Origin of the sequence: Burkholderia diffusa (assembly GCF_001718315.1) — a bacterium.
Lineage (GTDB): Bacteria > Pseudomonadota > Gammaproteobacteria > Burkholderiales > Burkholderiaceae > Burkholderia > Burkholderia diffusa_B.
In genome coordinates, this window is sequence record NZ_CP013363.1 from 1,139,051 (window position 1) to 1,161,718 (window position 22,668).

The 22,668-nt window shown below is 68.7% G+C and carries 19 protein-coding genes; 9 read left to right on the top strand and 10 right to left on the bottom strand.

Features of this window, described 5'->3' with window-relative positions:
* The first annotated feature begins 198 nt into the window (after nucleotides 1-198).
* A complete protein-coding gene (locus WI26_RS20470; RefSeq protein ID WP_059510345.1) occupies nucleotides 199-1,998 on the top strand; it encodes a methyl-accepting chemotaxis protein in 1,800 nt (599 codons plus the stop codon).
* A gap of 53 nt (nucleotides 1,999-2,051) precedes the next feature.
* Here WI26_RS20470 and WI26_RS20475 read toward each other — a convergent pair whose 3' ends face one another.
* Complete coding sequence (locus WI26_RS20475; RefSeq protein ID WP_059539378.1) at nucleotides 2,052-3,089, bottom strand: sigma-54 interaction domain-containing protein; 1,038 nt, start codon at nucleotides 3,087-3,089, stop codon at nucleotides 2,052-2,054.
* A gap of 353 nt (nucleotides 3,090-3,442) precedes the next feature.
* On the opposite strand from WI26_RS20475, the gene WI26_RS20480 reads away from it, so the two are divergent.
* Both WI26_RS20480 and WI26_RS20485 read left to right on the top strand, forming a co-directional pair.
* Nucleotides 3,443-5,410: a hybrid sensor histidine kinase/response regulator gene (locus WI26_RS20480; protein WP_069226980.1), complete on the top strand. Its 1,968-nt coding sequence runs from the start codon at nucleotides 3,443-3,445 to the stop codon at nucleotides 5,408-5,410.
* A gap of 100 nt (nucleotides 5,411-5,510) precedes the next feature.
* Nucleotides 5,511-6,137 (top strand): DUF4142 domain-containing protein, encoded by a 627-nt coding sequence (locus WI26_RS20485; RefSeq protein WP_069227810.1) that lies wholly within the window; start codon nucleotides 5,511-5,513, stop codon nucleotides 6,135-6,137.
* Between the two features lie 34 nt (nucleotides 6,138-6,171).
* On the opposite strand, the gene WI26_RS20490 is transcribed toward WI26_RS20485, so the two are convergent.
* The 3 genes from WI26_RS20490 to WI26_RS20500 all read right to left on the bottom strand — a co-directional run bounded on the left by WI26_RS20490 (nucleotide 6,172) and on the right by WI26_RS20500 (nucleotide 7,758).
* Nucleotides 6,172-6,672 carry a PRC-barrel domain-containing protein gene (locus WI26_RS20490; protein WP_069226981.1) on the bottom strand — a complete coding sequence of 167 codons (501 nt, stop codon included), beginning with the start codon at nucleotides 6,670-6,672 and terminating at the stop codon, nucleotides 6,172-6,174.
* Nucleotides 6,673-6,738: 66 nt separating this feature from the next.
* Nucleotides 6,739-7,170 carry a CBS domain-containing protein gene (locus tag WI26_RS20495; protein WP_059467947.1) on the bottom strand — a complete coding sequence of 144 codons (432 nt, stop codon included), beginning with the start codon at nucleotides 7,168-7,170 and terminating at the stop codon, nucleotides 6,739-6,741.
* 339 nt (nucleotides 7,171-7,509) lie between these two features.
* A complete protein-coding gene (locus WI26_RS20500) occupies nucleotides 7,510-7,758 on the bottom strand; it encodes a hypothetical protein (protein ID WP_059510348.1) in 249 nt (82 codons plus the stop codon).
* A gap of 141 nt (nucleotides 7,759-7,899) precedes the next feature.
* Here WI26_RS20500 and WI26_RS20505 point away from each other — a divergent pair, with 141 nt between their 5' ends.
* The 5 genes from WI26_RS20505 (at nucleotide 7,900) to WI26_RS20525 (ending at nucleotide 13,984) form a co-directional block, all read left to right on the top strand.
* Nucleotides 7,900-8,208 (top strand): hypothetical protein, encoded by a 309-nt coding sequence (locus WI26_RS20505; protein WP_059595502.1) that lies wholly within the window; start codon nucleotides 7,900-7,902, stop codon nucleotides 8,206-8,208.
* 299 nt (nucleotides 8,209-8,507) lie between these two features.
* Nucleotides 8,508-8,819, top strand: coding sequence for a hypothetical protein (locus tag WI26_RS20510; protein ID WP_059467949.1), 312 nt, complete (start codon nucleotides 8,508-8,510; stop codon nucleotides 8,817-8,819).
* A 206-nt stretch (nucleotides 8,820-9,025) separates the two neighbouring features.
* On the top strand, nucleotides 9,026-9,904 hold the full coding sequence (locus tag WI26_RS20515; protein ID WP_059539374.1) for a MipA/OmpV family protein: 879 nt from the start codon (nucleotides 9,026-9,028) through the stop codon (nucleotides 9,902-9,904).
* 88 nt (nucleotides 9,905-9,992) lie between these two features.
* Nucleotides 9,993-11,687, top strand: coding sequence for a VRR-NUC domain-containing protein (locus WI26_RS20520; protein WP_069226982.1), 1,695 nt, complete (start codon nucleotides 9,993-9,995; stop codon nucleotides 11,685-11,687).
* A complete protein-coding gene (locus WI26_RS20525) occupies nucleotides 11,684-13,984 on the top strand; it encodes an ATP-dependent DNA helicase (protein WP_069226983.1) in 2,301 nt (766 codons plus the stop codon). Before WI26_RS20520 ends, WI26_RS20525 begins: the two co-directional genes overlap by 4 nt.
* 39 nt (nucleotides 13,985-14,023) lie before the next feature.
* Here WI26_RS20525 and WI26_RS20530 read toward each other — a convergent pair whose 3' ends face one another.
* From WI26_RS20530 to shiA, 3 genes are all read right to left on the bottom strand, one after another.
* Nucleotides 14,024-14,794, bottom strand: a complete 771-nt coding sequence (locus WI26_RS20530; protein WP_059467953.1) for an IclR family transcriptional regulator domain-containing protein — start codon at nucleotides 14,792-14,794, stop codon at nucleotides 14,024-14,026.
* Nucleotides 14,795-15,060: 266 nt separating this feature from the next.
* Nucleotides 15,061-16,362, bottom strand: a complete 1,302-nt coding sequence (locus WI26_RS20535; protein ID WP_059467954.1) for a UDP-N-acetylglucosamine 1-carboxyvinyltransferase — start codon at nucleotides 16,360-16,362, stop codon at nucleotides 15,061-15,063.
* A 209-nt stretch (nucleotides 16,363-16,571) separates the two neighbouring features.
* Nucleotides 16,572-17,879 (bottom strand): shikimate transporter, encoded by a 1,308-nt coding sequence (shiA, locus tag WI26_RS20540; protein ID WP_069226984.1) that lies wholly within the window; start codon nucleotides 17,877-17,879, stop codon nucleotides 16,572-16,574.
* A gap of 357 nt (nucleotides 17,880-18,236) precedes the next feature.
* Here shiA and WI26_RS20545 point away from each other — a divergent pair, with 357 nt between their 5' ends.
* On the top strand, nucleotides 18,237-19,364 hold the full coding sequence (locus WI26_RS20545) for a 4-hydroxyphenylpyruvate dioxygenase family protein (protein ID WP_059525434.1): 1,128 nt from the start codon (nucleotides 18,237-18,239) through the stop codon (nucleotides 19,362-19,364).
* Between the two features lie 45 nt (nucleotides 19,365-19,409).
* On the opposite strand, the gene WI26_RS20550 is transcribed toward WI26_RS20545, so the two are convergent.
* The 3 genes from WI26_RS20550 to WI26_RS20560 form a co-directional block, all read right to left on the bottom strand.
* Complete coding sequence (locus WI26_RS20550; protein ID WP_069226985.1) at nucleotides 19,410-20,645, bottom strand: NADH:flavin oxidoreductase; 1,236 nt, start codon at nucleotides 20,643-20,645, stop codon at nucleotides 19,410-19,412.
* Between the two features lie 104 nt (nucleotides 20,646-20,749).
* Nucleotides 20,750-22,084 carry a type II toxin-antitoxin system HipA family toxin gene (locus WI26_RS20555; protein ID WP_069226986.1) on the bottom strand — a complete coding sequence of 445 codons (1,335 nt, stop codon included), beginning with the start codon at nucleotides 22,082-22,084 and terminating at the stop codon, nucleotides 20,750-20,752.
* Between the two features lie 2 nt (nucleotides 22,085-22,086).
* On the bottom strand, nucleotides 22,087-22,512 hold the full coding sequence (locus WI26_RS20560) for a helix-turn-helix domain-containing protein (protein WP_069226987.1): 426 nt from the start codon (nucleotides 22,510-22,512) through the stop codon (nucleotides 22,087-22,089).
* Nucleotides 22,513-22,668 lie beyond the last annotated feature (156 nt).

Below are 22,668 nucleotides of genomic sequence, written 5' to 3' on the forward strand. Positions count from 1 at the left end.
CGGCCGACGCCGACGCGCGTGCATGCCGCACCGGCAATCGTTGTGCGCAAGCGGGGCGATCACGCACCTGCGGCCGCCCGCAGCTTTCGTCATACGTTTCATCGAATCGACACAACGGCCTCAAGTAAGCGGCGCGAATGCCGTTTACCCGGTGAATTCGTCCACCGGGCGTTCGCGCTCCCTTACCGAGTCGTTGCCATGTTCTCGTCCATCCGCACCCGCATTCTCGCCGCGTGCGTCGCCATTGTCGTATTCGCGCTCGTCGCCACCACGCTGATCAATTACTTCATCGCGCGCTCGTACAACGACGATGCGATCGATCGCAACCTGAGATCCGTCGCCAGCGGCCATGTGGTCGGTATCGGCGACTGGGTCGCGACCCGGAGCCGGATGATCGCGTCGCTGCAGGACGCCGCGCTGTCGCCCGATCCGCTGCCGGTGTTCAAGCAGATGGCCGCGGCCGGCGGCTTCACGAACGTCTACGCGGGCTACGCGGACAAGATGTTCCGTTTCTCCGACCCCACCGGCATTCCGCCCGACTACGATCCGACCGGCCGCCCGTGGTACAAGCAGGCCGCACAGGCCGGCAAGCCGGTCGTCACGCCGCCGTACGTCGATGCAGGCACCGGCAACCTGGTCGTCACGTTCGCGGTGCCGATCTTGCGCGACGGCGCGCTGAAGGGAGTCGTCGCGGCCGACGTTGCGATGGACAGCGTGATCGCGAACGTGAAGTCGATCCACCCGACGCCCGCGAGCTTCGGGATGTTGATCGACAGCAGCGGCCACGTCGTCGCGCATCCGGACGCGAAGCTCACGCTGAAGCCGGTCGCCGACGTGTCGACCGACCTCGGCGGCATGAGCGCCGCGTCGCTGGCCGCGGCCGTCGCGCCGGTCGAAGTGCACGTGGGCGGCGACGCGAAGCTGGTGCGCGCGCAGGCCGTGCCGGGCACCGACTGGTACGCGCTGGTCCTGCTCGACAAATCGGAAGCGACGGCCGGGATGCGCTCGCTGCTGACCGCATCGCTCATCACGCTGGTGGTGATCGTCGGCGTCGCGTCGCTGATCGTCGGCGCGATCACTGCAACGGCGTTCCGCCGGCTGTCGCAGGTGCGCCAGGCGATGGCGTCGATCGGCTCGGGCACCGGCGACCTGACGCAGCGCCTGCCGGCCGAAGGCCGCGACGAGGTGGCCGACATCGCGCGCTCGTTCAACAGCTTCGTCGACAAGCTGAACGACGTGATGCGGCAGATCCGCGACGCGAGCGAGTCGGTTCGCACGGCCGCGAACGAGATCGCCGCGGGCAACCAGGACCTGTCGTCGCGGACCGAATCGGCGGCGGCGAGCCTCGAGGAAACGGCCGCATCGATGGAAGAGATCACCGCGACGGTCGGCCAGTCGGCGGCCGCTGCGGGCCAGGCCGACGAACGCGCGGCCGCGGCGTCGCGGATCGCGTCGCACGGCGGCGTGGTCGTATCGGAGGTCGTGTCGACGATGGGGAAGATCGAGGAAGCGTCGGGCAGGATCGGCGACATCATCGGCGTGATCGACGGGATCGCGTTCCAGACCAACATCCTCGCGCTGAACGCCGCCGTGGAAGCCGCGCGTGCCGGCGAGCAAGGGCGCGGTTTCGCGGTCGTCGCGCAGGAAGTGCGCAGTCTCGCGCAACGCAGCGCGCAGGCCGCGCGCGAGGTGAAGGTGCTGGTCGAGTCGACGGTGGCGAGCGTGTCGGCCGGGTCGGGGCAGGTGCGCCAGGCCGGCGACACGATGCGCGAGATCGTGTCGAACGTCGCCAACGTGACGACGATCATCTCCGAGATCACGCACGCGGCGAACGAGCAGACGCGCGGCATTCAGGAAGTGAACCGCGCGGTCACGCAGCTCGACGAAATGGTGCAGCAGAACGCGGCGCTCGTCGAACAGTCGACCGCCGCGGCGACCGCGCTGCAGACGCAGGCGAACGCGCTTGCGACGACGGTCGGGCAGTTCAAGGTCGCGTGACCCGCAACGGGTGACGCGGGCCGGATCGCCGCGCGCCACGCGCGCGGCGACGCTCAACCCTGGCCGCCGTCGCGCATCAGCGCCAGCCGGTTGTAGAGCGTCTTCAGACTGATACCGAGCGCCTTCGCCGCTTGCGGCTTGTTGCCGTCGAAGTGCTCCAGGGTCGCCGCGATGAAGCGCTGCTGCGCGTGGTGCAGCGTCGCGCCGAGCGGCAGCGCCATCGCGTCGTCCGACGTGTGGTCGGGCAGCATCGTCGGCTTCGGCAGCGCGACGTCGATGCCGTCGTCCGCGAGGATGTACGCGCGCTCGATCGTGTTGTGCAGCTCGCGTACGTTGCCGGGCCATGAATACGCGCGCAGCGCGGCGATCGCCGCGTCGGTCAGACGCTTGTGCGAGCGGTGCCGTACGTTGAGCGCATCGACGAACTCGTGCGCGATCGCCTCGACGTCGCCGTTGCGCTGGCGCAGCGGCGGCACGTACAGCGCGAACGCGGCGAGACGGTAGAACAGATCCTCGCGCAGCCGGCCGTCGCGCACGGCCTCGGCGGGATTGTGGCGGGTCGCCGACAGGATACGTACGTCGAGTGGAATCGCCTCGGTGCCGCCGACCCGCACGATCGTGTTCGATTCGAGCGCGCGCAGCAGCTTCACCTGCAGCGCCGCGGGCATCTCCGCGATCTCGTCGAGCAGCAGCGTGCCGCCGAACGCGGCTTCGAAGAACCCTTCGCGTTGCGCGATCGCGCCGGTGAAGCTGCCTTTCTCGTGACCGAACAATTGCGCTTCGGCGATGTCCGCCGGAATCGCGCCGCAGTTGACGGGGACGAACGGCCCGTCGCGTCGCGCGCTCAGGTCGTGCAGGCGCCGCGCGACGATATCCTTGCCGACCCCGCTTTCGCCGGCAATCAATACGCTGGCGCGGGTCGGAGCGATTTTCTCGATACGGCCGAGCAACGTGCGCATCGCCGCGGAGCGGCCGGACAGCCGGCGCGCGTCGGCGCGTTGCTTCGGACGGTTTGCGGATTCGGCCATGGCGTCAGCGCGGCCGTTTTGAAAATCGGCACCGCGCATTCCCTTCCTTGCAATATCTATCATCGACAGCGAAAACGCGCGGAAGGTGCCGCGATTTAGAAATTTCCAATGCCCGGTGCGATGACCGAAGAAATATGCGATCGACAGGGCAAGTGCCGATACGCGGCAGCCGATATCGTCCGCCGGTGCTTTTTTACAGTCGGTTAATGAAAAATCGCAACGGACCTGTCATCGCATTCCCAGCAAATGCGGCAGACGGTCGAGCGTTGCGACACGGCGGCACGCGCGACGCGCACTGCGCCGCGCAGTCGCGGGCCGCGATACGGCGGGTACGCGTGTTGCTGAGCGCGTAGGCTCGCCCGGTCCGCTCGATGGCATGCCGCCGAGCGGCGGTCGCAGGGCGATGCAGGGAAACGATGAGAACTTTTACCCGTGAGCTGTTTCGGCAGGGCGCATGGGTCGTGCTGGCCGTCGGCCTGGCGTCCGCGCTGCAGGTGTGGGCGATTCACGTCGTCGGCATGCGTGAGCCGTTTGCGCCGCTGCCTCTCTACGCCGGTGTCGCGGCGGCGGCCTGGCTGACGTCGTTCGGCGGCGGCCTCGCCGCGACCGCCGCGAGCGCGGCCGTGATCGGCGCGTGGTGGTGGCGTGATGTGCCGCTGCCCGTGCTGCTCTCGCGGGTCGGCGTGTTCGTTGCGATCGGTTTCGTCGAATGCATGCTCGTGCTGGCCGTCAAGCCGCTGCTCGCGAGCGACAGGCTGCGCGGGGCCGACGATGCCGAAGAAGATGACGCGCGCACGCCGGGCCGCGAACCGGCGCGTGCGGCGCCCGCGCTGGACGACGTTCTGCTGCGCCGCGTGGTCGACGCATCGCCCGACGCGATCGTCGGTGTCGACGCCGCACGTCGGATCACGAGCTGGAATCCGGCGGCGCGACGCCTCTTCGGCATCGACGTCGCGGCGGTGATCGGACACGACGTCACGACGCTGATCGCGCCTCGGTGGCTGCGACTGCATCCCGTTCCCGCGTCATTCGCCAATGCGCGCGCGCCCACCGGCCCGCTCGACATCCTGTGCGTGCGCCGCGACGGTGGCCACTTTCGCGCGACCTTCGTGGCAGCGCCGATCGTCGACGCGCAAGGCAACTGCACCGGCCTGTCGATGACGCTGCGCGAGGCGAACCAACGCCGCCGCGACGAGCGGCGCGACTTGCGCTCGCTGCGCGGCGCGCGCGACGCGCGCGTGCAGGCCGACGAATCGAACCGGCTGAAGGACGAACTGCTGGCGACCGTGTCGCATGAGTTGCGCACGCCGCTGAACGTGATCTACGGCTGGGTCGAGGTGCTGCGCAGCGCCGACGGACAAGGCTTCGCGCAGCAGGCGATCGACGCGATCGATCGCAGCGCGCGGTCGCTGTCGCGGATGGTTGGCGACCTGCTCGACGCCTCGTCGCTCGCGACGGGCCGGATGCGGCTCGAACGCACGCCGGTCGACCTCGTGCGCATCGTGCACGAGGCCGTGCGCGCGCTCGGCGCGACCGCCGACGCGAACGGGCTCGAACTGTCGACGGCGTGCGCGATGTCCAGCTGCGTGATCAACGCGGACGGCGAGCGCATTCGTCAGGTGCTGTCGAACCTGCTGTCGAACGCGATCAAGTTCACGCCGCCCGGCGGCCACATCAAGGTGTCGCTGACCCGGGCGGGCGCGCGCGTGCGGCTGTCGGTCGCCGATACGGGGCAGGGCATTTCCGCGGATCGCCTGCCGCATCTGTTCGATACGTTCAACCGGTCGGAGGGCGCGTCGGCGTCGCCGAAACGCGGCCTCGGGCTCGGTCTGTCGATCGTGCGCAACATCGCGCGGCTGCACGGCGGCGAGGTGGCGGCCGCGAGCGACGGCGCCGGGCGCGGCACGACCGTGACCGTCATGCTGCCGGTGGACTGGAGCGCCGACGATCTGACCGGCCAGCCGTTGCGGCCGAGCGGCGCGTCGGCGGCGGTGGCGCTCGACGGCCAGCACGTGCTGGTGGTCGACGACGATGCGACGTCGCGCGCGAGTCTCGCGGCGGCGCTCGAAACGCTGGGCGCCCAGGTGTCGACCGCCCGATCGGGGCGCGACGCGCTCGACATGGTCGCGCGGCAGGACCCGAGCGTCGTGCTGTCGGATCTCGCGATGCCGGACGGCGACGGCTACTGGCTGCTCGACCACATCCGCCATTTGCCGGACGGCGGCGGGCGCCTGCCCGTCGTCGCGGTGACGGCACACGCTGGCGCGGCAGACCGGAACCGCGTGATGGCAGCCGGCTTCGATGCGTATCTGTGCAAGCCGGTCGACATGCCGACGCTGGCCAGCGTGATCGTCGACGTGGCGGGCGCCGGATCGCGCCGCTGACGCGCGGCTGCCTCCGCAATGCCCACCAGGAGGCGCGATGAAGGGATCGAACAATACGCCATGCGACGACGTTCGCGGCAAGCCGGTGCGCTCCGGACGCATGCCGCTGATCGTGCGGATCTCGTTCGCCGGTAATGCCTGCTTGCTGGGATCAGGCATGCTCACGTTCTGCGCGTCGGCATTCACGGCGGCGCATGCGCAGGCGCCGCCTGCATCGTCCGTACATGTCGCGCCCGGCGTCGTCCGCCCCGGCGAGACGGCCGACGAGGCGGGCATCACGCGGCGGCCGCACGGCACCGACGCGGAGTTCGTCGACAAGGCAGGCATCGTCGGCAAGACGGAGCTCCAGGCGAGCCAGCTCGCGCTCGATCGGTCGTCGAATCCGGACGTGAAGGCCTTCGCGCGACGGATGGTCGACGATCATGCTCGCATGGCCGCGGAATTGCGCCGGCTCGGCGCTCAAAAGGGCCTGCCCGTGCAGACGCGCATGCAGGTCGATCCGGCGCTCACGGCCCTGCGATCGATGAGTGGCGATGCATTCGACAAGGGTTACGTCGCGCTGGCGGGGCCGAACGCGCATGAGGCGGCGATCAGGCTCTACGAAGCTGAAGCGCGCAATGGCCGCGACCCGCAGCTTCGCGCGTTCGCGGCCGACATGCTGTCGACGCTGAAGGCCCACCTGAGCGCCGCGCGTGCGCTCGAGCGTTCGATCGCGGCCGCGCATTGATCCGCACGGCGGCCGCGCGCGTCCGTCGCGTTGGTCAGTGGCGTCGCGTGTCGCTCTCCGGGCCGCCGGGCGATGCCTCGTACGGCGGCGAGTCGAGCGCCGTTTCGCCTTCCTCGATCAGCCAGTACGGCGACGCGCCGTAGTGCGCGTGCAGCGCCTCGGCCCACGCGGGGTCGGCCATCGTCGGCCAGCGGTCCTTCTCGAAACCCGGCGCGTCGCGCACCTGTTCGGTCGGAACGGGCAGCACGAAGCAGCGACGCTCCACGTCAAGCGTCAATACGTTCCATGGCACCGCGAGCAGTTTGTCGCCGATCCCGGCAAATCCGCCCGACGACACCACCGCGTACGCGATCCGGCCCGAGCGGACATCGAGCATGATGTTCGTGACCTTGCCGATGTCGTCGCCGTCCATCGTCAGCACGCGATCGTTTTCCAGCGTGCCGGCGGCCATCACGTCCGGCCCGGGCCCGCCGGCCGAACGGGCGTGCTTGCCGACGATGCGCGCCTGCGTGCGCGATGGTCTATCCGTTGTCATCGCTTTTCTCCTGGTCGAAGCGGCGCGGCGCATACGGCGCACGAGCAGCACGGGTGGGGCGGCCGCTCAGCGGCGGCGCGGCAGGGACACGTCCTCGAGCGTATTCGCGAGCTCGTCGCGCGCCGGGCCGCCCGCGCGCGTCGCGATGTCGCCGAGCGACACCATGCCGACGATCCGGTGGTTCGCGTCGAGCACCGGCATCCTGTGCAGCTGTATGTCGGCCATCCGCTGCTGCACGTCGCCGACGCCGTCGTCTTCGACGCACCACTGCACCGGCGCCGATGCGACCACTTTCACGGGGGTATCGGGCGGATGCCCGTGCGACAGCGCGCGCACCGCGAGATCGCGGTCCGTCACGATCGCGACGAGCCCGGTGTCGTCGCACACCGGCAGCACGCCGATGTCGAAGCGCTGCATCAATTCGGCCGCATGGCGAATCGTGTCGGTGGGCGCGACGCACACCACGTCGCGCGACATAATTTCGTTGACGCGATACATGAACGCCTCCTTCGTGAGCGAGACGATGCGGGAGCAGAACGCGTGCCACGTTCGATCGGTACGCGCCGGACCTGCGCGGCGGTGCCACGGAGAAATTTGCCAGCCGGCTTGTACATCTTCCACGGCGGCAGCCGTGGCCGGGCCGTGAGCGATGCTCAGTGGCCGACGCCCGTCATCACGACGATGGCGAGTACCAGCGCGCTTTCGATCGCGGCCAGCGCCGCGACGCCCGCGGCGCCGCTGACTTCGTGCCATGCACGTTCGATGCGTTTCATCAGATCACTCCGGTTGTGCCGGCCCGTTGCCACGCTGCCGCGCGTCGCGGGCCGGGTGCCGCCGTCAGCCGTGATCGCGGGGCGGTGGTGGGGTGTCGGGCGCGCGACGGTCGCGTTCGCCGGACGGTCTGGCGGGGTCGATGCGGGTCGCGCCGCCGACAGCGGGCGGATCGCTGGCCGGGAACGTCTCCTCGAGCCCTTCGTCGATGCGCTTCTCCGTCTTGTCTTCGGACGGCTTGCGCGACGTGGCCAGAGGGCGTGGGCCGGCAGCCGGTGACACGGCGTTGCGGCTGCCGGGGGCGGATGCGGTCATGATCGAACCTCCTTACGGGTACGAGGGCCGCAAGCGCCGTGCCCGCACGATGCGGGCGGCATGGCGCTTGCAGTTGCCGGGACGGCCGGGCAGGCGGACATGCGGGCCGCCTGCCGCCGGTGCGGACGAGAGGACATCGTGATGATTGAACCCAGTGAACCCAGGAAAAGGATACGTTACGACGCGAACGTGTGCGGCGGCGATTTCCGTGATGTGCGCGAACGGTTCGACACATGGAAGCGCGAATCGCGGGTCCATCGGCCCGAGCGGCGCGTGTTCGACGGCAAGGATGAAGTCCGCGAGCTGAACCATACCGTCTATGCGGGGCCGGAAAGCGCGCAGCGGGCGCTGGTCGCGCGATGCGCGCCGGCCGATCCGTTCGCGCTCGCGGTGCGGCTCGCTGCCGAAGGGCGCACCTTGTGGCTGGTGATGGCGGCATACGACGCGTGAGCGCGAGCGCGCTGCCCCCGTCGAGCAGGCACATCGGTTGCGCGCGCTCGCCGCGCCAATCGACACGCGCGGCCGCCGCGCAGGAGTGACATGAGCACACGATCCATGCTGCACCGTCCCGAGCCGACGCCCGACGTCGATCCCGATCCGGCACTGCCCGAGCACGACGATCCGTTCGATCCGCCCGTGCCCCCGGGGCTGCCGCAAGGCGATCCGCCGTCGCAGCCGCCGCCAATGCGAATGCCGGGCGGGCGCAGCCAACCACGGCCGGCCGCGCGACCACTGAAAGGAGGACCATCATGGACATTCACGTGCAATCGCCCGACAAGCGCGCGATCGCCCAGGTGCTGGGCCGCTATTTCGAGTCGCGTTCGTTGCGCTATCACATCGAGGAATTGCCGGGCGGCGTGCTGCATATCGGCTTTCGCGCGGGCGGGCGCCCGGTGGCCGTCACCGTGTCGTTCGACGACACCGCCTACGACACCTATACACACTGGGATGCGAGCCAGAAGCAGCTCGCGCTCGGGCGTCTCGCCGACGGCTTCTCGCGCATGATGGCGAAGCGCAGTCCGGCCGCGCTGGCCGGCGACTATCACGTCGAGCGTTTCTGATTCCGCAATTCTGCGCCAATTCGTGCCAAAAACCGGCAAAGTGCCCATGCTCAACGGGCGCTTTGCGGCTTCGCGCGCGTCGCGTAGGATGTTCACAATTCAGCGCACGCTACGTTCGCGCCGTCGGCTGCATGCCGTTGCAGCCGATCCGGTTGCGGCGCGCTTTCCCTCAGGTTCGTTTCAAGCAACCGACGGAGACCACCTTGATGATCGTTGCCCGCCCGTTGTTGTCGCCCCGCAGCCGCCGGTTCGTGTCCGGCCTGTCGGCCTTCGCCGCGCTGGCAGCCGCCGGCGCTCGCGACGCGTCGGCGCAGACGCCTTCGCCGCTCGGCGAATGGCAATACTCGGCGGGCGTCCCGCTGCAGAAGCTGTTCAGTCCGACGATCCCGACGTGGCAGGTCAGCGTCGGCGCGGCGATGACGCTCCAGCCGCGCTACGCGGGTTCCGATCGCTACCGCCTGATGGGCGGCCCGAATCTCGACGTGCGCTATCGCGACCTGTTCTTCCTGTCGACGGGCGAAGGGCTCGGCGCTAACGTGCTGCGCGGGCCCAACTGGCGCGTGAGCGTGTCGGTCGGCTATGACCTGGGGCGCCGCTCGGCCGACGATCTCGACCACCTGAACGGGCTCGACAACATCAACGCGGCGCCGGTGATGAAGCTCGCGGCCGATTATGTGATCTCGAAGGACTTTCCGCTCGTGCTGCGCGCGGATGTCCGACGCAGCATCGGCGGCTCGAACGGCTGGGTCGGCGATTTCTCCGCGTACATGCCGATGCCGGGCAGTAACGAACACTTCTTCTGGTTCGCTGGGCCGACCGTGTCATTCGCCGATTCGCGCTACATGAACAGCTGGTTCGGCGTGAGCCAGGGTGCGTCCGCCCGTTCCGGGCTGCCGACCTACTCGTCGGGCGCGGGGATGAAGTCGTTCGGCGCCGGCGTGACGATGGTCTGGTTCATCAACAAGAACTGGTTCGTGACGATGGACGGCGCGATCGAACAGCTCGTCGGCCGCGCAAGGCGCAGCCCGATCACGCAGCAGTCGACGAACGGCGTGTTCGACATGTCGGTGAACTACCAGTTCTGACGGGCAGCCGTGCGGTGCGCGGCATGCGGTATTTTTCGTCACATTTGATATGATTCCGACCTGTACAAACGTACAGTGATCGATCCCCGTGACGCCTGCATCGCCGACGCCCCCGGCGTTTTACTACCTGACCAATTTCGAACGCGCGCTGGCCTGGCTGCGCGAGCGTTACGACGACCTGCTCGACGCGCGCGAACACGCGTTTCTGCGGGATTTCGCGCAGTTGCCGAAAGTGTCGCGCGCGTTGCTCGTGCGGATGCTGATGCGCAGCGGGTCCGACTTCCGCGCGAGCAAGCTCGTGTACGACGAGATCGGCGGCACGCTCGACGCGGCCGCGCCGCTCGTCGAACTCGGCTGGGTCGATCCGGCGCCCGCGCTCACGCTCGACGAGCTGTTCGCACTGTCGACCAAGGCCGATCTCCTGAAGGTGTTCCCGTCGCTCGCCGCGCACGCGGGCGAGCGCAAATCCGACTGGCTCGAACGCCTGCGGCCCGCGCACGACGCGGCGCAGCCGCTCGACGCGTGGTGTGCGCAGGCCGGTGATCGCGTGCTGCGCGTGACGGTCGGCGCGCTGTGCGACCGGCTGCGGTTGATGTTCTTCGGCAATCTTCACCAGGACTGGAGCGAATTCGTGCTCGCCGATCTCGGCGTGTTCCAGTACGAAAGCGTGCCGTTCGCGCCGTCGTCGCGCGCGTTCCAGCAGCGCGACGACGTCGACGCGTATCTCGCGCTGCAGGCCTGCCGCGAAGCACTCGATGCGTGGCCCGACGACCTGCCGTTTGACGATCTGCTGCGCGCGATCGACGCGGTCGGCTGCGCGCAGCCGTGGCTCGCGACGCGCCGCGCGAAGCTGCTGTTCACGCTCGGGCAGACCTGCGAGCGGCGTGCCGACTGGACCGCCGCGCTCGACGCGTATGCGCGCAGCGCGTGGCCGGGCAGCCGTCACCGCCGCATTCGCGTGCTCGAACGCTGCGGGCGCGACGACGATGCGCTCGCGCTGGCGCTCGAGGCGCGCGACGGCTTCGAAAGCGACGAGGAGCGCCAGCGCGTCGAGCGGATGCTGCCGCGCCTGCAGCGCCGCCTCGGGCAGCCGGTCCAACGCGCGGGCAGCGCGGCCGACGTGCCGCGCGAGACGCTCGTGCTCGCGCGTCCGGACGCGTTCGTCAGCGTCGAATATACGGTGCGTGACCACCTTGCACGGCCCGACGCGCCGGTTCACTACGTCGAGAACACGCTGATCAATTCGCTGTTCGGGTTGCTGTGCTGGGAGGCCGTGTTCGCGGCCGTGCCCGGCGCGTTCTTTCACCCGTTCCAGCGCGGCCCGGCCGACCTGCACGCACCCGATTTCGCGCTGCGCCGCACCGAGGCCTTCGCCGCCTGTTTCGCGCAACTCGACTCGGGCGTGTATCGCGACACGATCCGCCGGCATTACGCGGCGAAGATGGGGCTGCAGTCGCCGTTCGTGTTTTGGGGCGTGTTGAGCGACGCACTGCTCGACGAGGCGCTGGCTTGCCTGCCGCCCGCGCATCTGCGGCTCTGGTTCACGCGCCTGCTCGCGGATATCCGCGGCAACCGCTCCGGGCTGCCCGATCTCGTCCGCTTCTGGCCCGGTGAGCGGCGCTATGAACTGATCGAGGTGAAGGGCCCCGGCGACCGGCTGCAGGACAATCAGACGCGCTGGCTCGCGTACTGCATCGCGCACGGCATGCCGGTGCGCGTCGTCGATGTCGAATGGGCGGGCGCGGGCGTGTCGCAGCACGAAGCGGCGGGGTTGTCCGCATGAGCTATGTCGTCGCGGTGCGGGCGATGTGCGAGTTCACCGCGCGGCGCGGCGATCTCGACTTGCGCTTCACGCCCGCGCCGACCGCGCTCGAGGGGATCGCCGGCCACGGCGCGGTGACGTCGAAGCGGGGCGCGCGTTACGAAACCGAGGTCGCGCTGACCGGCACGTGGGGCACGCTCACCGTGCGCGGGCGCGCGGACGGCTACGATCCCGTCGCGAACCGGCTCGAGGAGATCAAGACCTATCGCGGCAGCCTCGACGCAATGCCGGCCAACCATCGCGCGCTGCACTGGGCACAGGCGAAGGTCTATGCGCACTTGATGTGCGATGCGCGCGGCCTCGCGGAAATCGACGTCGCGCTCGTGTATTTCGACATCGTGTCGGAACGCGAGACCGTGCTGACGGAGACGCTCGGCGCAAGCGCGCTCGCCGAGTTCTTCGCCGAGCAGTGCGCGTGCTTCGTCGGCTGGGCAGAGCGCGAGACCGCGCATCGCGCGGCCCGCGATGCGGCGCTGCGTGCGCTGACGTTTCCGCACGGGCAATTCCGCAGCGGTCAGCGCGAGCTCGCCGTGTCCGTCTATCGCGCGGCGCGCGACGAACGGTGCCTGATGGCTCAGGCGCCGACCGGCATCGGCAAGACGCTCGGCACTGTGTTTCCGCTGCTGAAGGCATGTGGTGAGGGCGAGCTCGATCACGTATTCTTCCTGACCGCGAAGACGCCCGGCCGGGCGCTCGCGCTCGAAGCGGCGACCACGCTCGGCGCCGGCACGCCGGCGTTGCCGCTGCGCGTGCTGGAGCTCGTCGCGCGCGACAAGGCATGCGAGCATCCGGACCGCGCGTGTCACGGCGAATCGTGCCCGCTCGCGCAAGGCTTCTACGATCGGCTGCCGACGGCGCGCGACGCGGCGATCGGCGCTGGGCTGCTCGATCGCGACACCGTGCGCGAGGCGGCGCTCGCGCATGACGTTTGTCCGTACTACCTCGCGCAGGAGCTTGCGCGCTGGTCGGACATGGTGATCGGCGATTACAACTACTACTACGACGGCAGCGCGATGCTGCATACGCTCGCGCAGCAGAACCAATGGCGCGTCGGCGTGCTCGTCGACGAGGCGCACAACCTGCTCGATCGCGCCCGCAAGATGTACAGCGCATCGCTCGATCCGTTCGCGTTCGCGGCCGCGCGTGAGGCGGCGCCCAACGCACTGCGCAAGGCGTTCGACCGGCTCGCGCGCGCGTGGGGCGCGCTCAATCGCGCACAGACCGAACGCTATGCGGCGTACCCGGAGATTCCCGGTCCGATCGTGACGGCCGTGCAGAACCTCGTCGCGGCGACCGGCGAATACCTGACCGATGCGCCGCGTGCGAACGGCGACGCGCTGCTGCGCTTTCATTTCGAAGCGATACAGTTCGGGGTGCTCGCCGACGCATTCGACGGCGCATCGATCTTCGATGCGACGCTGTACGGCGAGCCGCTGCCGCGCCAGTCCGGGCTCGACGGCGTCGCGCCGGCCGCGCGCCGGCGCCGCATCCAGTCGACGCTGTGCGTGCGCAACGTGATTCCGGCCGGCTTTCTCGCGTCGCGTTACGAAGCCGCGCGCGCGACCGTGCTGTTTTCCGGCACGCTGAGCCCGTTTCACTTCTATCGCGACACGCTCGGGCTGCCGGCCGATACGGGCTGGCTCGACGTCGACGGGCCGTTCCGCGCCGAGCAACTGACCGTGCGCGTCGCGAGCCACGTGTCGACCCGCTGGCGCGACCGCGACCGTTCGCTCGAACCGATCGTCGACCTGATCGCCGCGCAATATGCGACACGGCCCGGCAACTACCTCGGTTTTCTCAGCAGCTTCGACTATCTCGGCCGCGTCGTCGCGCTGATGCAGACGCGCCACCCGGATGTGCCCGTATGGGCCCAGGCGCCCGGCATGGCCGAAAGCGAGCGCGACGCGTTTCTCGCGCGCTTCGACGCGGGCGGGCGCGGGGTCGGCTTCGCGGTGCTGGGCGGGGCGTTTTCGGAGGGCGTGGATCTGGTCGGCGAGCGGCTGATCGGCGCATTCATCGCGACGCTCGGGCTGCCGCAGGTCAACGACGTCAACGAACAGATGCGGCGTGCGATGGATGCGCGTTTCGGCAACGGGTACGACTACATGTATCTGTACCCGGGCTTGCAGAAGGTCGTGCAGGCGGCCGGGCGCGTGATCCGTACCGAACGCGACGAGGGCGTCGTGCATCTGATCGACGATCGTTACCGGCGGCGCGAGGTGCGCGATCTGTTGCCGCGGTGGTGGCGGATCGGGTGACCCACCGGACGGGCGTCGTGCACCGGCTCACGTGCATCCCTAAAGCACGTTCAGCATCGCGAGCGCGGCTTCCTGCAAGTGCGGCAGCACGCGTCGCACGGCCGCGTCGGTCGACTCCGCGCCGATCGGCATGTTCGTGCTCAGCGCGGCGACGACTTCGCCGTGACGGTTCTTCAATGGCACCGCGATGCCGCGCACGCCGACCTGCAATTGCTGTTCGATCACCGCGAAGCCTGCGTCGCGCGCATGATCGACCTGTTCGAGCAGACGCGCCTTGTTGGTGATCGTGTGCGGCGTGAACGGCGCGAGTTCGGTATCGTCGAGCCATGTGCGGACGGCCTCGCGATCCGGATGATGCGCGAGCAGCACGACGCCCGGCGACGTCAGCGGGGCGGGCACCCGCGCGCCGAGCACGAAGCCGGTCGTCATCACGCGCGACACGCCATTGCGGGCGATGAACACGAGTTCCCAGCCATCGAGCACGCTCACGTATGCCGATTCATTCAGCGATGCGCTCAGTTGCTGCAGATAGGGCTGTACCGTGCGCGGCAAGCGCGCGGAATCGAAGTAGGACCAGCCGACCCGCAGCACGCGCGGCGTGAGGCCGTACAGCTTGCCGTCGGTGTACACGTAGCCGAGCGATTCGAGCGTCAGCAGGTAGCGTCGCGCGGCCGTGCGCGTGAGACCGGTGCGGGCGGCGGCCTGGGTGGGCGTCATCCGCGCGTGCTGGCTGTCGAACGCTTCGAGGATCATTAGGCCTTTTTCGAGGCCGGCAATCCAGTCGCGTCGGTCGAGGTCGGGCTTTTTCATCGTCGGTGCGCACGGGTCGGCGCGCGGTGTTCGCGCGGGAATGGGCGATTATCGCGCAGATCCGGAATCGTGCGAAAGCGATGGACGGACGTGCGATGGGTGACGAGGAGGGGGCGCGTGCCGGGCGGCGACGGTACGGTGGTTCGAACCGGAGGCCGCTGCCCTTGTTCGGCGGGAGGGCCGGCGGCTTGGCTGGCCATCCGGTGAATGCTGGGGGAGGCAGGATACGCGGCGCGGACATCGTCCACGCCGCGCCCGGATCGACGTTACTCGCTGCTCGTCCACTCGACGTTCGCACCGACCGAACGCAGGTTTTCGACGAAATGCGGGTGCGCGCGGCGGATCGGCAGCGCGTTCATGATTTCGGAGCGTCCTTCGATGCTGGCGGCCACCATCAGCAGCGCGATCGCGACGCGGATGATGTACGGGCTCTCGACGCGCGCCGGCGTCAATTGCAGCCCGCCGAACGTAATCAGCCGGTGCGGGTCGGACAGCAGCACATGCGCGCCGAACTTTGACAGTTCGCCGGACCAGCCGAGCGCACCGTCGTAGACCTTGTTCCAGAACATCGCGCTGCCTTCCGCGCGCACGCCGAGCGCGATGAAGATCGGCAGCAGGTCGACCGGCAGGTACGGCCAGGGCGCGGCTTCGACCTTGGTCAGGATGTTCTGCGTGAAAGGCCGCCGCACGCGCAGCGGGCCGTCGCGTTCCGCGCGCGACCAGCCATCGCGGTGCGTAACGTTTACGCCGAACTTCGCGAACGTGCGGTCGATCAGCGGAAAATGCTCCGGCGACGAGTTTCGCACCGTGATGTCGCCGCCCGTGATCGCGCCGAGCGCGAGAAACGTCGCGATTTCGTGGAAATCCTCGGCGAAGCGGAATTCGCCGCCGCCGAGCTTGGCGCCGCCCGTCACGCACAGGCGCGATGTGCCGATGCCTTCGATCGCGACGCCGATCATCGCGAGGAACTGGCAGAACTCCTGCACGTGCGGCTCGGACGCCGCATTCATCAGCGTGGACGTGCCGCTCGCCGCCGTCGCGCACAGCGCGAAGTTCTCGGTGGTCGTCACCGATGCGTAGTCGAGCCAGTGATCATTGGCCGTCAGCGGGCCGTCGGCACGGACGATCAGCGAATCGGGCGTGCGCTGGATGTGCGCGCCGAAGCGCTCGAACACTTCGACGTGCGGATCGATTTCGCGCACGCCGAGCGTGCAGCCCTTCACGTCGTTCTCGAGGCGCGCGACGCCGAAGCGCGCGAGCAGCGGCGGAATCAGCATGATCGACGAGCGCATCGCCTCGGGCAGGCGGTGGACGGCCGGGTCGAACGTCGTGTTGCGATGGTGGAGATCGAGAATGCCGGTCGTGAAGTCGACCGACACGTCGCTGCCGAGCGTGCGGAAGATGTCGAGGATCTTGCGCACGTCGGTGATGTCAGGCACGCCGACGAGGCGCAGCGGCTGATCGGTCAACAGGGTGGCGCACAGAATCGGCAGGACGGCGTTCTTGTTCGCGGACGGCTTGATGTCCCCGCGCAGCGGAGTGCCGCCGTGGACGATGAGATTCGACATGATATGGGGGCGTATCGGTGACTGACGTAGGCCCATATGATGCCATTGGTCGGCGCGCGGCGTGGAATGTTCAGAAGGGAAAAAGGGCTTCTGCCCGCGGGATTGACCGTGTTTGACGTTGGGCGGGCGGGGGCCGCCTGCCCGGCCGCGGATGGCCGACAGTGCGGAAATGGCCGGCGCATGTCGCGGCCGGCCATCCGCTCATGGCCTCACTGCGCCGCCCGCATCCGCGCGGCGACCACCAGCGAGATCAGGCAGCCCACCGCGAGATAGCCGGCGACGAGGTGCCAGGAACCGCCTGCCACGCTGACCAGCGCCACCGCGATGAACGGCGTGAACCCGCCGCCGACCACGCTCGCGAACTGATAGCCGACGCCCGCGCCGCTGTAGCGGTATTCGGCCCCGAACAGCTCGGTGAACAGCGGCTGCTGGACGCTCACGACCATGTCGTGTGCGGCATTCGCCAGCAGGATCGAGAAGACCACGATCCATGCGATCGAGCGCGACTCCAGCGCGACGAAGAACGGCACCGCTGACGCGAGACCGATCAGTGCGCCGATCAGGTAGATGCGACGCAGGCCGAAGCGGTCGACGAGCCATGCGAAGCACGGGATCGTCACGCAGCTCACCGCGCCGACCAGCAGGCCGATGTTCAGGAACAGGTCGCGCGACATGCCGAGATTCGACGTCGAATAGCTGAGCGCGAACGCGGTGACGATATACATCGTGAACAGCTCGGCGAGCCGCAGCGCGACGATCAGCAGGAACGCCTTCGGATGGCGCGTCAGCGCCTCCAGCACCGGCAGGCGCAGCTTTCGGTTGCCGTGCTCGACCTTCTCGACGAACTCCTGCGACTCGTCCATGCTCTTGCGGACCCACAACCCGATCAGCACCAGCACGATGCTGAACACGAACGGCAGGCGCCAGCCCCACGACTTGAACGCGGCTTCGCCCAGCGTATGGCTCAGGATCGACACGATGCCCGTCGCCAGCACGAGGCCGACGCCGTAGCCGACCTGCACGCCGCTGCTGTAGAACGCCTTCTTCTGCTTCGGCGCGCTCTCGACGGCCATCAGCGCCGCGCCGCCCCATTCGCCGCCCACCGCGAAGCCCTGGATCGCACGCATCAGCACCAGCAGCACGGGCGCCCACCAGCCGATCGTCGCGAAGCTCGGCAGCAGGCCGATCGCGACGGTCGACAGCCCCATCAGCATGACGGTCAGCACGAGCATCCGCTTGCGGCCGAGCCGGTCGCCGTAATGGCCGAACACGACGCCGCCGAGCGGGCGGAACAGGAAGCCGACGCCGAAGGTCGCGAACGCCGCAAGGGTGCCCATCGTCGGGCTGACTTTCGGAAAGAATTCGGAATTGAAGACGAGTGCGGCAACGATCCCGTACAGCAGGAAGTCGTACCAGTCGACGACGGCGCCGACAAAGCTGCCGATCGCGGCCTTGCGGGCCTGGCTGCGCGCGCGGGCGCCGGCGGCGGCGTCGAGGGTGTCGAAGGTTGGGGTCATGGCGATGTCTCCTGGCACGGCGCATCGTGGAATCGTGGCGGCGCCGCGTCCGATGCTGCATTGAAGTCGATGGGTGAACGGAGAATAGGGCGCACGCGGCACGGCGGCAATTGGCCGATTGGTCAAAGCGCGCGATTATCGTTCAATTGCGTGCGATTATCGAACGATTCACGGGTTTGCACTAGGCGCGCCCCTCATATCCCGTTCGGCCAGGGTGTGCCGCCGTGAACGATCTGGTTAAAATCGGGACCATCAAAACCTCGCCCGAATCGGGCGGATGTCCGGCGGTCGCATCGGCCGGGCGTGCCGCACGCGCCGGGCGTCATCCCCATCGACCGCATGCCCCCGGAGACTGGAATGCCCGGCAATTCCCACCCCTTGTCCAGCGATACGCCGCCCGTTGCCGATCCGGCCGCCAATCCGCTCGGGATGGCCGGGCTCGAATTCGTCGAGTTCGCGGCGCCGGTGCCGGACGCGCTCGCGCAACGCTTCGAGCAACTCGGGTTCAAGGCGATCGCGCGCCATGTCAGCAAGAACGTCACGCTGTATCGGCAAGGACAGATGCAGTTCCTGATCAATGCCGAGCCCGATTCGTTCGCCGCGCGTTATGCGGAGGAATACGGGATGGGCGTCTGCGCGATCGGATTGCGCGTGGCCAGCGCGCGCCGTGCGTTCGAGCGTGCGATCGAGCTCGGCGCGTGGGCGTTCGAGGGCGAGCGAATCGGGGTCGGCGAGCTGAAGATTCCGGCGATTCAGGGGATCGGCGATTCGCACCTCTATTTCGTCGACCGCTGGCGCGGACGGGACGGCCAGCGCGGCGGCGTCGGCGACATTTCGATCTTCGACATCGATTTCCGGCCGATCGATATCGCGACCGCGCATACCGATGTCGAGTGCGTCGGCACGGGCCTGCAGCAGGTCGACCACTTCACGCAGACGGTGGGCGCGGGGCGCATGCGGGAATGGCTCGACTTCTATCACGACCTGCTGCACTTCCGCGAAATCCACGAAATCGACGCGCACTGGCATGTGTCGGAAGAATCGCGCGTGATGGTGTCGCCGTGCGGCGCGGTGCGGATTCCGGTCTACGAGGAAGGCACGCGGCGCACCGAACTGATGCACGCGTATCTGCCAGACCACCCGGGCGAAGGCGTCCAGCACGTTGCGCTGGCGACCGACGACATCCTGGCGAGCGTCGATGCGCTGCGCGCGAACGGCGTCGAATTCATCGAGCCGCCGGCGCGCTATTACGACGAAGTCGATGCGCGGCTGCCGGGGCACGGCGTCGATCTCGATGCGCTGCGCCGCCGCGCGGTGTTGGTCGACGGCGAGATCGGCAGCGACGGCGTGCCGCGCCTGTTCTTTCAGACCTTCGTCAAGCGCCGGCCCGGCGAGATCTTCTTCGAGATCGTGCAGCGGCAGGGGCACCACGGATTCGGGGAAGGGAACCTCGCGGCGCTCGCCCGCGCCCGCGACGCCGGTTGAGCGGCAGATGCACGAGCGCGACAGCGGAGTTCGCCCCGCGTAACCTCACGCGCCCGCAGCCGGCACGCGGTTTGGCGCCGGGTCGTTTGGCGTTTTGAGCACGCAGGCGGTACCGCCCGGCGTATACATCGACACGACGCAGCGATTGCATGACGTGCAGCCCGACTGCGCAAGCCGGCCGTCGCGCAGCCCGTTCACGAAATCCGGCTCGAACACGAGCGCGCGGGCGAGCGCCACCGCGTCGAATCCTTCGCGCATCGCCAACGCGACGTTTTCACGGGAGCGCACGCCGCCGAGATACGCGAGCGGTATCCGGACGGCCGCTCGCACCTGCTTCGAATGCTCGAGGAAATACATTTCCCGAAACGCACCCATCTTCGGCTCGGTGAGCTTCTGCAGCGCCATCGCGGCGCGCACGATCGCGTTGTCGGCGTTCGCGCGCGCATCGCCGGGCAGCGGGCTGCCAAACAGCTGCCACACCGACTCGACGTTCATCCCGCCACTCAGCACCAGCAGGTGCGCGCCCTCGGCTTCGAGCCGCCGCGCGATTTCGCACGCGTCGTCGGCGGTTCCGCCGCCGCGCACGCCTTCGGTCACGCCGATCTTGCAGATCACGGCGAGATCGCGGCCGACCGCGTCGAGCACGCGGCCCAGCACCTCGGCGGGAAATGTCGCGCGGCGCGCCGCATCGCCGCCGTACGCGTCGCGACGGCGGTTGTACAGCGGCGACAGGAACTGGCTCAGCAGATAACCGTGCCCCATGTGGATCTCGACCGCGTCGAAGCCCGCGTCGCGCGCATGCCGCGCCGCCCGTGCGAATTCGTCGGCGATCACGGTCATCTGGTTGCGCGTCATCGCCTGCTTCAGGAAACGGCCGCTCATCACGCCGACCTTGTTGAAGCCGCCCGACGCGCTCAACGGCCGTTTCGTCGACAGCGACGGCAGGAACGTGAAGCAGCCGCCATGCGTGATCTGCGCGGACGCCGCCGCACCGTGGCGATGGACCGCGTCGGTCAGCGCGCGGAATTGACGGACCGTCTGCGCATCGAGACGCGCCTGGTCGACGAACGTGCGGCCGTCGTCGCTGACCGCGCAGTACGCGACGGTCGTCAGCGCGGCGCCGCCCGCGGCGATGCGCTCATGAAACCCGACGAGCGCGCGCGACGGCACGCCGTTCGGCGTCATCCCTTCGTTGGTCGCGGATTTGATCAGGCGGTTGCGCAGCGTCAGCGGACCGATCTGCAGCGGGCTGAATGCGGTATCGAGCGTAGCGGGTTCCATGTCGGGCGGGCGTCGGGAATGGGCACGGCGACCATTGTGCTGAGTCGGTGCGGGGCTGCATCGTCCACGTGGATGACCCGCCGCCGGGGCCGCGCCCGCACCGCCTACTCGGCCGTACCGAGCTTGCGCGCCTGACGACGCATTCCGCCGAAGATCGCATCGGCCACGTCCGCCGGGAAATCCGCCGGAATCCGCGACGCGACGGCGGCAATCACCGGTTCGGTGCGCGCGGCCACATCGGCCATGGCCGCGCGCACGTCGTGTTCGGTCAGACCGACGCGCGCGCCTTGCGCGATCCAGTGACGCGGCTGGATGTCGCCGATCACGTAATGGCGATTCTTTCCGCACACGGCCATCGCGAGTCGTGCGCGTCGCGGCGGCAGTTGGTTGCGCCGCGTGCCGATGATCGGATGCGCGGACAGCACGTCGTACAGCGGCGTGCTGCGATACGTATTGCGCGGCAGGTGCGCGATGCTGAAATTCTTCGCGTGGCCGTCGATGGCCGCGAGCACCCAGAACACGAGCTGCGTGACGAAGAAATTTCTCCTGTCCTGCGCGGCATCGGCGGAATTCGCGAGGATGCCCATGATGGTCGCGATGCCCGGGCCGCCGTCGGATTCGTATTTGGCGCCCGATGGCGTGCCGGTCGCCTGGCACATGTCCTCCTGCGGCAGCCGCAGGATCCACGTGCCGTCGCGGGATGGGCGGCGGTCGAAGCGCTCGACGATCAGCGCCTTCTGGTCGTCGAACCGGCCGATGTCGCACGCGGCGACGGGCAGGCCGTACGCGGCGACGATCTTCGAGCACAGCCATTCGTTTTCGACCGACGTGCGCATGTCGGCCTGCATGTTTCCGACACGCCCCAGCGGCAGCTTGAAGATATGCGTGGTCGGCGTGCTGCCCGCCGGCAGCAGCCAGCGCTTGCCGTCGCGCAGCAGCGCGGTCTTTTCCTGCGCGCCGGCGATCGACAGGCGCAGCTCGCCGTCCGGCTCCGGGTGACCGGGCAGCGGCGCGGCGGTCGCGTTGCGCAGCACGTCGGCCACGGCCGCTTCGTCGAGCACGGTGCCGTCGATCGATTCGAGGCCGACCGGGGTTTCGTCCGGCGGCAGCAACTGCAGCGCCCCGACGCAATCGCGGCCGATCGACGCGAGCAGTTCGAATGGCGCCGTCGATCCGAGCCGGTAGCGCTGCGCGATGCGGCGGCGGATCGGCTGGCTGTCCGGCAGCAGGTTGTCGAAGTAATCGGCGACGATCGCGCCCTGGTGCGGCTGGTTGCCCGGCGTGAACGGCAACGACAGCGACAGCGGACGCCCTTGCGGATCGTCGACCCACGCCGGCAGATAGACGAGGCGCTCGACGCCGCGCCGGACTTCCCAGTATCCGACCGGGATGCCGTTCATCCACAGGTCGAGGCGGTCGTGGCGGGGACGGCGGCCCATCGTCACCAGTCCTCCCGCGTGCGGTTTCGAGACTTGGCAGCAGGCGCCGCCGCAGGCCGTTTCCGCGCGGTGGTGGATGGGGGAGCCTTCGCGGCGGCTGGCGGGCGGGCCGGCGCATCCGGTGAGCCGGACGGGGCGGGCAACCGACCGCGCGCGGCCGACGTGCGCTCGGGTGGTGGCGCGGTGTCGACGGGTGCCGCTATGTCGTCCGGGGTGCCTGGCACGAGCGTCAGGCGAACGCCGAGCACGTTCAGGACCTTGAAAAGCCGTTCGATGCTGACCGCGGACGGATTGGCTTCGAGCTGCGCGTACGACTGTTGCGTCACGCCGAGGCGGGCGGCGAGCTGCGCCTGTGTGAACCCCGCCGACTTCCGGAAGCCGACGAGGATCGGGCGCAACTGGCTCAAGGTCTGGACAGGGAATGCCATGGGCTCTCCGCGAAATGACAGTCGATCGTTTGTAATCGAAAAATACAGTCTATGGTATGTATCGTCAAAATACAAACCTGAGGCTGTAATTTATAAAAACAAACGATAACCTGTCGGACGGAAATCCGTGGGCCGGTGAAAGGGCGGGCGGCGCGT